This window comes from Pseudomonas sp. JV449 (genome assembly GCF_032424295.1).
In the GTDB taxonomy this organism is placed as follows: domain Bacteria; phylum Pseudomonadota; class Gammaproteobacteria; order Pseudomonadales; family Pseudomonadaceae; genus Aquipseudomonas; species Aquipseudomonas marginalis.
On record NZ_VYKD01000031.1, the window covers coordinates 205315 to 217218 of the forward strand.

Consider the following 11904-nt stretch of genomic DNA (forward strand, 5'->3'; position numbering starts at 1 on the left):
GTTGCCTACCGACTATGAACATTCTCTACGATGAACGCGTCGACGGCGTCCTGCCTGACGTCGACAAACAGGCACTCCTGCACGCCCTGCAGACTCGCTTGCCTGACCTGGAAATCCTGCACCAGCGCGAAGCGCTCAAGCCGTACGAATGCGACGGACTCTCGGCTTATCGCACCACGCCCATGCTGGTAGTGCTGCCGCGCCACATCGATCAGGTCCAGGGCGTGCTTCGAGTCTGCCATGAGCGGCGTGTACCGGTGGTGGCTCGCGGCGCGGGCACCGGGTTGTCCGGCGGTGCGCTGCCGCTGGAAAAAGGCGTGCTGCTGGTGATGGCGCGCTTCAACAACATTCTGCACATCGACCCCGCCGCCCGCACCGCCCGGGTTCAGCCGGGGGTACGCAACCTGGCGATTTCCCAGGCGGCTGCGCCGTTTGGCTTGTATTACGCGCCTGACCCTTCCTCGCAGATCGCCTGTTCCATCGGCGGTAACGTGGCGGAAAACGCCGGTGGCGTGCATTGCCTGAAGTACGGGCTGACCGTGCACAACCTGCTCAAGGTCGACATCCTGACCGTCGACGGCGAACACGTGAGCCTGGGTTCCCAGGCCCTCGACTCTCCGGGTTTCGATCTGCTGGCATTGTTCACCGGCTCCGAAGGCATGCTCGGGGTGATCACCGAGGTCACGGTCAAGCTGCTGCCCAAACCACAAACCGCCAAAGTGCTGCTGGCCGCCTTCGATTGCGTCGAAAAGGCTGGCCGTGCGGTGGGCGACATCATTGCCGCCGGCATCATCCCGGGCGGCCTGGAGATGATGGACAACCTGGCCATTCGCGCCGCCGAAGACTTCATTCACGCCGGCTACCCGGTGGACGCCGAAGCGATTCTGTTGTGTGAACTCGATGGCGTGGAAGCCGACGTCCACGACGACTGCCACCGCGTGCGCCAGGTGCTGGAACAGGCCGGCGCCACCGAAGTGCGCCAGGCTCGGGATGAGGCCGAACGCGTGGGTTTCTGGGCCGGGCGCAAGAATGCGTTTCCGGCGGTGGGCCGCCTCTCACCGGATTATTACTGCATGGACGGGACGATCCCGCGTCGCGAACTGCCTGGGGTGCTGCACGCTATCGCGGCGTTATCCAGCGAGTACGGCCTGCGGGTGGCGAATGTTTTCCACGCCGGCGACGGCAACATGCACCCGCTGATCCTGTTCGATGCCAATCAACCGGGCGAACTCGACCGCGCCGAAGCCCTGGGCGGCAAGATCCTCGAATTGTGTGTGAAGGTCGGCGGCAGCATTACCGGTGAACACGGTGTGGGCCGCGAGAAGATCAATCAGATGTGTGCCCAGTTCAATAGCGATGAGCTGACCGTGTTCCACGCCGTCAAAGCCGCCTTCGACCCGGGCGGATTGCTCAACCCCGGCAAGAACATCCCGACGTTGCATCGATGCGCCGAGTTTGGCGCCATGCACGTTCATCTGGGTCAGATGCCCTTCCCCGACCTGGAGCGTTTCTGATGCGCAGCGAACACCCTATCGACGCCAGCGCAGCGCTGCTGGAGCAGGTCAACCAGGCGCTGAACGACGCCACGCCGCTGCGTATCCAGGGCTCCAACAGCAAGGCGTTCCTCGGCCGCGCAGTCACCGGGGAAGTCCTCGACACCCGCGCCCACCGGGGCATCGTCAGCTACGACCCGACGGAACTGGTGATCACCGCCCGTTGCGGCACGCCATTGGCGGAGTTGGCAGAAGTGCTGGACGCCGCGCAACAGATGCTGCCTTGCGAACCACCCTCCTTCGGTGAGCACGCCACCGTCGGCGGCATGATTGCCTGCGGACTCTCGGGGCCGCGGCGTCCCTGGTCAGGATCGGTCCGCGACTTTGTCCTCGGGACGCGGGTCATCACCGGACAGGGTAAGCATTTGCGCTTCGGCGGCGAGGTGATGAAGAACGTCGCCGGCTACGATCTGTCGCGCTTGATGGCCGGCAGTTACGGCGCGCTTGGGGTGGTGACCGAAGTGTCCCTCAAGGTCCTGCCCAAACCACGGCAAACCTTGAGTATCAGCCTGGAAATGGACACCGACCGTGCCTTGCTGCGCCTGGCGGAATGGGGGCAGCAACCGCTGCCGATCAGCGCCGCGTGTCACGATGGCCAGCGCCTGCACCTACGGCTCGAAGGGGGTGAAGGCTCGGTGGCGGCGGCCCATGAGCGCTTGGGCGGCGAGTTGCTGGACGCGACCTACTGGCAAGACCTGAACGAACACCGGTTGGTTTTTTTCGATGAGGATCAGCCCCTTTGGCGCCTGTCCTTGCCGCACAACACACCCCGATTGTCGCTGCCAGGTACCCAATTGATCGACTGGGGTGGCGCCCAGCGCTGGCTCAAATCCGACGCCGACGCGAGGGTCATTCGCGCGGTGGTCGAAAAAGCCGGCGGGCATGGGACCTGCTACCACCCGGGCCTGATCGACAGTCCCTTCCAACCGCTGCCCGACACGTTGATGCGCTACCACCGGAACCTGAAGCAGCAACTCGATCCCCGGGGCATCTTCAATCCCGGTCGCCTGTACGCGGAGCTTTGAACCATGCAGACCACCTTGAGCGAAGACGCCCGCCGACTGCCTCGCGCCGAAGAAGCCGAAAGCATCCTGCGTAGTTGCGTGCACTGCGGTTTTTGCAATGCCACCTGCCCGACCTATCAACTGCTGGGCGATGAACTGGATGGCCCGAGGGGGCGTATCTACCTGATCAAGCAGGTGCTCGAAGGCAATGAAGTCACGCGCAAGACCCAGGAGCATCTGGACCGTTGCCTGTCTTGCCGTAACTGCGAAACCACCTGCCCCTCCGGCGTCGACTATCACAACTTGCTCGACATCGGCCGGGCGGTGGTCGACGCGGCAGTGCAACGCCCGCTCAGTCAGCGTTTGCTGCGCGAAGGGTTGCGCAGCGTCGTTCCGAATCCCGCGCTGTTCAACCTGCTGATCGGCAGTGGCCAGCTATTTCGAGCTTTATTGCCCAACACCTTGCAGGCCAAGTTGCCTCGCCGCGTCTACCCGCCCAAACCGCGCCCGACCACGCGCCACTCCCGCCGGGTATTGATGCTTGAGGGCTGCGTGCAACCGCACCTGTCACCCAATACCAACGCCGCCACGGCGCGGGTGCTGGATCGCCTGGGGATCAGCGTCATATCCACCCCCGAGGCAGGCTGCTGCGGTGCCGTGGACTATCACCTTGACGCTCAGGCGATGGGCCTTGAGCGCGCCCGGCGCAACATCGATGCATGGTGGCCGAGCATTGAAAACGGGGTCGAGGCGATTGTGCAAACCGCCAGCGGCTGCGGGGCCTTTATCAAGGATTACGGCCACCTGCTCAGCACCGACCTGGCGTATGCCGACAAGGCGCAAAGGGTCAGTGCCCTGGCCAGGGACCTGGTTGAAGTGCTGCGTGGCGAGCCGCTGGATAAGCTCGGCGTACACAGCGACCAGCGCCTGGCGTTCCACTGCCCCTGCACCTTGCAGCACGCGCAAAAACTCGGCGGCGCCGTTGAAACCCTGCTGACAAGCCTGGGCTTCAACCTGACCGCGGTTCCCGACGGCCACCTGTGCTGCGGCTCGGCGGGCACCTATTCGCTGACCCAGCCCGAATTGTCGCGGCAACTGCGCGATAACAAGCTGAATGCGTTGGAAAGCGGCCACCCCGACGTCATCGTCACCGCCAATATTGGCTGCCAGTCCCACCTCGACGGCGCAGGACGCACCCCGGTCAGGCACTGGATCGAACTGATCGAGGCCGCGTTGCCCTCACCAGGTACTGCAGAATCCTTGCGGCTGCACGCACCGAAGCCCACAGCAATCTAGCCGGGGCGCAATGCCTGGATTGAATCGGCCTCCTGTGGCGAGCGGGCTTGCCCCGCGTTGGGGTGCGAAGCAGCCCCTGATGAAGACGAATGCGGTGTATCAGGCACGCCTCTGCGCCTGGTTTTGGGGCTGCTGCGCAGCCCAACGCGGGGCAAGCCCGCTCGCCACAACAAGCCCGCTCGCCACAGGGTTCTTTGCGCGCTCTCGAACGGGTTCGAACACGGCGGCCTTAAGCAAGCGTGAGGAACAGCGCCGAGGTCCAGACCCGGGACTGGTCGCGTTGACGCGCGCAGATGAACAACGGATGCTCGCGACCCGCTTGCAGATTGAGTGGTGCCAGCTCGATCTGCCCCTGCAGTTCACGGGGCAGCGCTTCGGCGGTGGTCCTTTCCAGGGAGACTTTCAGTTCAGCCCCGGGCAGCTCTTCGATCACCTGGGATTGCGCCAGCAGTTCTTCGCCGGACAGTTCCATCAGCACCGTCGGTGCATGCACGTAGGGCTGCGGTTCGGATGGATCGCCGACCTTGATGTAGTTGTCGATGCGGCTGCGGACCTGCAACCTCGCGCCGGCCAATTGCGACAGGTCGATTTCGATGCTGTCGGTGTCGCCGTTGGTGTCGGTGCGAAAGGCCAGGGTCGTGGCGTCCTTGCGCCATACGGTTTGCTCCGGATGATCGAGGCCCAGGGCGCGAAAACCATTGATGACCGCGCCCGTCACCCGGATTTCGCCGGTCCAGTACGCGCCGCGATAACGGTCCTTGATGCGTGCGCCGCCCAGGCGCAGCCGGATGCGTTGGGCGGAAAACCCCAGCTCCTGATGCAGGTTGCGCGACCAGATCAGTTTATCGCCGTCGAACAGGTCCACCTGCTCCCAGCCCGCCTCACCCAGCAATCGATAGTCCAGGGTGGCATTCGAATCGGCCGTGAAGACCTCGCCCATGAAATGCTGGCCCTGGCGCAGGCTGGCAAACGCACGCTCGCCCGTCGTGGCAAAGGTGCGACGGGCGCGAAGGGCCTTGCCGACACTCGAACGATCGAAAGACTCGGCAATCACACCGGTCAGCCCGCCGCGAGAGCCAAACACCGCCGTGGCCGGAACCCCGCCGCCGCAACGGCCTTGATGCTCATCACTGTTCGCCGCGGCGCCGACCCGATAGCCACGCTGAAGGGCTTCGGCGTAGACCCAATGGAACTGGCCCCAGGCAGAGCCGACTTCGATCAAGCGTTCCAGCTCCGGATGGTGCCAGTCGAGGTTGCAACGGCGCCCGCCGACATGGGGCATCATCAGGTGACCTTCCGGGTCTTTTGCATAGGCCGCGTACAATTCGTCCACCGGCCAGGCCCCCGGTTTGATGGTGCCCGCAGTGAACTCGTTCCACTCGAACGAGCGCACCAGGCGCCCCTGGTTATCGAACGGAAACTCGGGCTTGCGATCATGCAGGAACACCACGTTGCGGTCGCCGCCCGCGCAGGAGTTGCCGCACCACTCGGTGCCGGGGTAGCAGACGAAGCGGCCGGGCTCGTTGAGTTCGTGAATCAGCTTCACCGCCTGATCCCAGCGTTGCTCGGTGATATTGAAGTCGTTGGCGGTGTAGCCGAGCACATCGAGGCCGGCGACATCGCGGCCATAGCTGAGGTTGTAGAGCGTGTCGTTGGTGCCCACGGTGTCATCGGAGTGCACATGCAGGTCGGCGTACAGCGGGCGCAATGCGCTGCCGGCCGGGTCAACCGTGACAAACGCCTGGGCGCCACGCACGCCGGGCGCCTGCACCTCGGCGGACAAACGCCACTCGCCCACCGCCCCGAGGTCAAACCCCTCGAGCCGCACCGTCGACCACCCTTCATTGGCCAGGGTAAACGCTTGCTGGCGCTCGCCGCCTTCCGGATCAACCAGGGTCAGCACCCCGTTGAGCGGCAGGTTGCGGCACGTGTTGCCCCAGGCATCGTCGACCCGCAGCAGCACATCGAACGCCTCACCGGCGCTGATCAGGCGCGGCACAATCAGCTGCACACGCTGCGCCGGTCCCGGCACGATGTTCAGCAACGGATCGCCTGGCACCTCGGCAAATTTCGAGCTGCCCAAGGGGTCGATAAACAGCCGGAAACGGAAGTCTTTCTCGACGAAACTCTGCACCCGCGTGCCCGCCCCGCCCTGGCGACGGTCGCCCAGGCGAATAGTGATCTTGTCGCCGGGATTCAGGTAGCCGTCGATGATGTCGATGATGATCGCTTTCTGGAACGGCCGTTCGTGGCCCTTCTGGTCGAAGCGCACTTTCAGGTGCTGCACGGTGGCCTGGCTCTGCCCGGGGACCAACTCGCCCGCCTGGTACTCGGCGCTGACGTAGTTGGGACCGGCCGGGTTCGAGGTCTGGAACAGTGCCCAATCGGAGTAGAACTTGAACGCCAGTTTCAACCAGGCGCCATCCGCCAGGCCGCTGCCGCCGACCTCGTAGACCAGGGTGATTTCATCCCATTGCCCGGCAATCAGCGTGTCTCGGTCACAGTCGATGCTACCGAGGAACGGGCGTTTCTTGTTGCGCTCGTAGAGGCCTTGGGGGGCGATGTAATGCCCGGCTTCGCGGGGATCGAATACGTTACTCACATGACACCTCGTGCAGTGGTCCACTGAAGGTTTGAAAGGGTTCGAAAGCAAAGGACGATGCTTACTGCACGCGCCATTTCTGGTAGTGGCGCTCGATGCGCCGGAACACAAAACTCTCCATCAGCCAGGCAATCAGGCCGATCAGCACGATGCCCAGCAGCACCTGGCTGCTGTTGCCGATCTGCCCGCCGGTGGAGACCATCCAACCGATGCCCTGGGAGGCGCCGATCATTTCTGCGGCGACCAGTGCCCGCCAGCCCTGGCTGAAACCGATGCGCAAGGCCGCCGTCACGAAGGGCAATGAGGCCGGCAGGTAAACGTGGGCCAGCAATTGCCAGGGGTTGGCGCCCAAGGTGCGCGCCGCGCGGACTTCGCCACCGCGAATGCTCTGTACGCCTTCCTGGATGGTCACCGCCATGGGGAACATCGCGGCAATGAAAATCACCAGCACAATGGAGACATAACCCAGGCCGAAAATGATCATGATCAGCGGCGCCCAGGCTATCGGCGGGATCGCCATGAACAGGCTGTTGAGCGGCGAGATGAAATCGCGAAAGCGCGAAGACAAGCCGCCGACCGTGCCCAGCACGATCGCGACAAGCACCGCCGCACAGAAGCCGCCGACTTCCTCCAGGACGCTCGCCCTGAGGTGCTGCCACAGCGAACTGTCGCTGAGCCAACGCAGCGCTTCGCGCGCCACATCCCAGGGCTGCGGCAGGATGTAGGTGGGAAAGCGGCTGGCCAGGGCCATCCAGATCAACAGCAGGAATGGCAGCGAAGCCCATCCCCAATTCGGTTTTGGCAAGGACATGACAGGCTCAGACTCAGCGCGAGGCTTTTTCCAGGTAGGCGGTATCCACGATCTGCTCGGTCTTGAGCGTGGTGTCGATAAAGCCCAGGTCGTGGGAGTAATTCATCAGGCGCTGGATGAATTGGATATCCGCAGGCTGCAAGTCCGCCGACCAGCCCAATCGCGTGCGCGCCTGGGCGACGATGGCCTCCGGGGCAATGGTCTTGCCGTCAGGACCCTGAACCGCTTCAAGCTTGAACGCCTCGGCGATGATGCGATTCGACTCGTCGGGATGCTCGTTGAGGAACGCGATGGCCTTGCGGTGCGCACGCAGCAGCTTGACCACGTCGTCCGGTCGTTCCTGCAAGGTTTTGGGCAGCGCGATCACCACATACCACGGGTAGTTCGGCAGTGCCTGGTTGACGTCGAGCAGAATCCGGCTCGACCCGCGCAGCAACGATTGGCTGACAAAGGGTTCCCAGGAAAACGCCGCGTCGACGATGCCGCGCTCCAGCGCCGCGTTCATGTTGCCGGGTGGCATGTCGATGATGTCCAGGTCCTTGTCCGGGTTGAGCCCGGCTTTTTCTTTCAGCACATAGCCGCGCAACAGCACGTCCATGCCACTGCCCTTCTTGACCCCGGCGAGCTTTTTGCCCTTGAGCTGCTCCAGGCTGTTGATCGGGCTTTTTGCATCGACAATCACCGCCGCCTGGCCGTAATTGACCTTGGCCAGAATCCGGCTTTGCAAACCTCGGGAAAACCATTGGTACACCGGCGGCGTGCCCACATAGGCCACGTCCAGCTCATTGGCGGCCAGCGCCTGCTGGATCACCGGGCCATCGCCCAAGGCCTTGAGGTCAACATTCAAGCCTTCCTCGCGGTAGTAACCCTGCTTGTCGGCGATCAGCGCCGGGGCGTTGGCCATGGCGAACACATACCCCACACGCAGGGGTTTCTCTTCAGCGGCCACGGCACCTGTGCTGCTTGCCAAGGCGGCAACAGACAAGGAAAGAGCAAGCAGCGAACGTTTGATCATGGGGTTAACTCGGGTTGGCGGGTGGGGTTAGCGATGGCTTCGGCCGCGCCCATGACCTGGGAAATGCGCTCCATCAGCTCATTGCGGTAATCGAGAAAGGCCGGCAGGCGACGGGTTTTCAGGTTGGAACGCGGGCGCGGCAAATGAATATCCAGTTCGCTATGGATACCGCCGGGGGCGATGTTGAGCACGATGACCCGGTCGGCCAGGAACACCGCTTCGTCGATGTCGTGGGTAATGAACAGCACCGTCTGACCCAGCTCGGCCCAGATCCGCAGCGTCTCTTCATTCATGCTGTTGCGGCTGATGGCGTCCAGCGCGGCGAAGGGTTCGTCCATCAGCAATACGCTGGGCTCCAATGCCAAGGTCCTGGCCAGGGAGACGCGCTGCTGCATGCCGCCCGACAACTGATGGGGCAAGCGCTGTGCCGCGTTCTCCAGGCCGACCAGGCGCAAATACTGCAACGCCTGGGCACGCTGTTGCGCCTCGCTGAGCTGCGCCGTCATTCGCAGGCCGAAACGCACGTTTTCCAGCGCGCTCAACCAGGGAAACAGCTGCGGCGCCTGAAACACATACCCCAACTCCGAGCGCTCAGGGCGCACGGCGGTCTGGTTGATGCTGATCCGGCCGCTCTGGGGTTGCTGAAAGCCCGACAACAGATTCAGCAGCGTGGTTTTCCCGCAGCCGGACGGCCCGAGGATCGCGACGAATTCGCCCGGCTTGGCGTTCAGGCTGAACGCGTTGAACACCCGATGGCCGTTGGGATAGCTGAAACTGATGTGATCGACCGTCAGGGCGTCGGCTTGCGTTGGTGCGTAAGGCAAGGAGTCGGGCATGGCAAGTATCGTCAGGTCGTTTACAATGGGAATGCCTGACATAATACGTATTAATACAAGTTGTCCCAATAACCTATTTTTATAACCTTAGAAGTGAAGGCGCACCGCCCCACTCCGAGGCCCCTGGAAGCCGACCGTGTCCACGTCCATTCTGCGCGACAGCACCACCTCGCTCTACGAACAGATCGCCCATCGTTTGCTGGAAGAGATTCAGCGCGGCGATTTCGAACCCACCGGCAAACTGCCGTCAGAAGCCGAACTGGGCGAACGCTTTGGCGTGAGTCGCGTCACGGTGCGCCTGGCAGTGGGCAAGCTCAGCGACGACGGCGTGGTGGAGCGCAAGCAAGGCAAGGGCACGTTCGTCGCCGCGAAGCAGGTTCGGCATGGCCTGGATGCGTTGCGCAGTTTCCATGAAGCCTTGTTATTGCAAGGGCTCAAACCGAGCATGCAGGTGATCAGCCACACGCTGCAGCCCGTTCCGGAAGCCTTGAAGGAGTTGTTTGAAGGCGCCCACGATTGCCTGCTGCTGGAGCGCCTGCATTTCGTGGATGACGAACCTATCGCCCTGGGCCGCAGCCATCTACCGGCCGAGTTGGCCGGCGTGGTCTGGACGGACGTCGAGCATCAACCGATCTACTCGATCCTGGAGTCGATCACCGGCCAGGCCGTCACCCGTGCCGACCTGGCCATCCGTGCGCAAGCAGCCGATGCAAGCCTGGCCAGTGCCCTGCACGTCAAACGCGGTGCCGCATTGCTGGTGATGGAACGCAGCTCTTACTTTGCCGACGGCCGTTGCTGCGACCGCACCACCTTCTTTATCCGTCCGGAACGCTATGCGTTTGTCCTCAGCGGCGTATTCAAATCCAGCCCTGCCAAATAGCGATCTGTACAGGTCATTTGGAGGGATCGGCAGATACGCGGCGGTGGGTCTTCTAGCGATAGCCCCGCGCCTGAACGTCGAACAGCTCGGCATAACGTCCACCCGCAGCCATCAGCTGGTTATGGCTGCCCTCCTCCAGAATCTGCCCGCGTTCCAACACAATAATGTGATCCGCACTGCGCACACTGGAAAAACGGTGGGAAATCAGCAGGGTCATGCGGCCCCTGGCATGCTCACGGAAGTGCTCGAACACCGCCGCTTCAGCCCCGGCATCCAGCGCGGCAGTGGGTTCATCGAGGATCAGCAGATCGGCATCCTGACGCATGTACGCCCGCGACAAGGCCACTTTCTGCCACTGCCCCCCGGACAGTTCCTGGCCTCCAAACCAGCGTCCCAGCTGGGTTGAATAGGTATGGCTCAAGCGCTCGATAAATTCCGCCGCCACGCCTTGAGTGGCAGCGCTGCGCCAGCGTGCCTGGTCGTCCAGGGCCTCGACGTCCCCCACGCCGAGGTTTTCGCCGACACTCATCTGGTAGCGAATGTAGTCCTGGAAAATAACGCCGATGCGCTGGCGCAGGGTGTGTTCGTCCCACTCCTGCAGGTCGCTGCCATCCAGCAGGATGCGGCCTTCATCCGGGGTATACAGACGGGTCAGCAGTTTGATCAGGCTGGTCTTGCCGGAACCATTTTCACCCACCAGGGCCAGGCTTTTCCCCGGTGCCAGGTGCAGGCTGATATTGCGCAGCGCGGCGGATCCGGCGCCTGGGTAGGTGAACCCCACCTGCTCGCAGCGCAGGCCATCGCCAGGGCGCGCACCCTGGGTGAGCCGGCCATGTGGCGTGATCACGGGGGTTTCAAGGTATTCATACAGGTCCGAGAGGAACAGGCTGTCGTCGTACAGCCCGGCAATGGCGCTGAGGCTGGCGGTGATTGCGGCCTGCCCCTGCTTGAACAGCACGATGTACATGGTCATCTGGCCCAGGCTCGTCTGGCCACGCACGGTGTCGAGTACCACCCAGGCGTAGGCCAGGTAAAACGCTGCGGTGCCCAGCAGGCCCAATGCGAAGCCCCAGGCATCGCGGCGCAACGTCAATTGGCGGTCCTCGGTATACAAACGCTGGGCGTTGTCGCGATAGCGCTGGAGGAACAGCGGTGCCAGGCCAAACAGCTTGACCTCCTTGGCATGGGACTCGTGGGAGAGCAACGATTCCAGGTAGTTCTGCCGGCGCGTCTCCGGTGCACGCCGGTGGAACAGGCGGAACGCATTGCCGGAAAAATGCGTCTCGGCGAAGAACACCGGCAACGCACCGACCACCAGAATCAACAGGGCCCACGGCGAAAAGTGCACCAGCAGGACTGCAAAGCTGACCAGCGAAATGAGGTTCTGCACCAACCCCAGTCCTTTGGTCACCAGGCTCAGCGGGCGCGTCGAAGCCCCCTGGCGCACGCGCACCAGCTTGTCGTAGAACTCGGCGTCTTCAAATTGCAGCAGCGAAAGGGTCTGGGCTTTCTCCAGGACCATCAGGTTGACCTTCACGCCCAGTTTCACCCGCAACAGCGACTGCTGCATCGACAGCGCCCGTTGTGCCGCCGCCAACAAAGCCAGCACGCCGGCCTCGGCCAGCACGTAGCGCATCACCGGCCACACGGGGGCCTGGCTGCCGGCCGCATGAACCTGCATGGCGTGGACCACGCCATCAACGATGCGCTGTCCAATCCAGGCGGCCAGTGCAGGCAGCAGTCCGGCGACAATCGTCGCCAGCAACAGCCCCGTGAACAGTGGCCGCGAGGTTTCCCACACCAGTCCCAGTGCCCTGCGCGCCTGGGTCGAAAACGCGCTCAATCGATTGAACAGCACCATGAATGGCACGGACTCCTTGAGGGGGGTGAAATCAGGCCGGACGGCC

The 11904-nt window shown here is 63.2% G+C and carries 9 protein-coding genes; 4 read left to right on the forward strand and 5 right to left on the reverse strand.

All coding sequences use genetic code 11. From position 1 onward, the window contains the following. The first annotated feature begins 14 nt into the window (after positions 1-14). From glcD to glcF, 3 genes are read left to right on the forward strand one after another with little or no spacing between them, the layout of a single operon-like run. Positions 15-1514: a glycolate oxidase subunit GlcD gene (gene glcD / locus F6S08_RS27520; protein ID WP_315872626.1), complete on the forward strand. Its 1500-nt coding sequence runs from the start codon at positions 15-17 to the stop codon at positions 1512-1514. Beyond that, positions 1514-2578 carry a glycolate oxidase subunit GlcE gene (gene glcE / locus F6S08_RS27525; protein ID WP_315872627.1) on the forward strand — a complete coding sequence of 355 codons (1065 nt, stop codon included), beginning with the start codon at positions 1514-1516 and terminating at the stop codon, positions 2576-2578. Before glcD ends, glcE begins: the two co-directional genes overlap by 1 nt. A 3-nt stretch (positions 2579-2581) precedes the next feature. Next, positions 2582-3853, forward strand: a complete 1272-nt coding sequence (gene glcF, locus F6S08_RS27530; RefSeq protein WP_315872628.1) for a glycolate oxidase subunit GlcF — start codon at positions 2582-2584, stop codon at positions 3851-3853. Positions 3854-4082: 229 nt separating this feature from the next. Here the strand turns inward: glcF and F6S08_RS27535 are convergent, their stop codons facing one another. The 4 genes from F6S08_RS27535 to F6S08_RS27550 all read right to left on the reverse strand — a co-directional run bounded on the left by F6S08_RS27535 (position 4083) and on the right by F6S08_RS27550 (position 9117). After that, positions 4083-6455, reverse strand: a complete 2373-nt coding sequence (locus tag F6S08_RS27535; protein ID WP_074846655.1) for a hypothetical protein — start codon at positions 6453-6455, stop codon at positions 4083-4085. Between the two features lie 61 nt (positions 6456-6516). Beyond that, complete coding sequence (locus F6S08_RS27540) at positions 6517-7266, reverse strand: ABC transporter permease (protein WP_065948709.1); 750 nt, start codon at positions 7264-7266, stop codon at positions 6517-6519. Positions 7267-7279: 13 nt separating this feature from the next. Next, positions 7280-8281: an ABC transporter substrate-binding protein gene (locus F6S08_RS27545; RefSeq protein WP_065927693.1), complete on the reverse strand. Its 1002-nt coding sequence runs from the start codon at positions 8279-8281 to the stop codon at positions 7280-7282. Further along, positions 8278-9117 carry an ABC transporter ATP-binding protein gene (locus tag F6S08_RS27550; RefSeq protein WP_065927694.1) on the reverse strand — a complete coding sequence of 280 codons (840 nt, stop codon included), beginning with the start codon at positions 9115-9117 and terminating at the stop codon, positions 8278-8280. Before F6S08_RS27550 ends, F6S08_RS27545 begins: the two co-directional genes overlap by 4 nt. Positions 9118-9253: 136 nt before the next feature. Between F6S08_RS27550 and F6S08_RS27555 the strand changes: the two genes are divergently transcribed. Continuing rightward, positions 9254-9997, forward strand: coding sequence for a GntR family transcriptional regulator (locus F6S08_RS27555; protein ID WP_065927695.1), 744 nt, complete (start codon positions 9254-9256; stop codon positions 9995-9997). Positions 9998-10049: 52 nt separating this feature from the next. Here the strand turns inward: F6S08_RS27555 and F6S08_RS27560 are convergent, their stop codons facing one another. Next, on the reverse strand, positions 10050-11858 hold the full coding sequence (locus F6S08_RS27560) for an ABC transporter ATP-binding protein (protein WP_065948708.1): 1809 nt from the start codon (positions 11856-11858) through the stop codon (positions 10050-10052). Between the last annotated feature and the right edge of the window lie 46 nt (positions 11859-11904).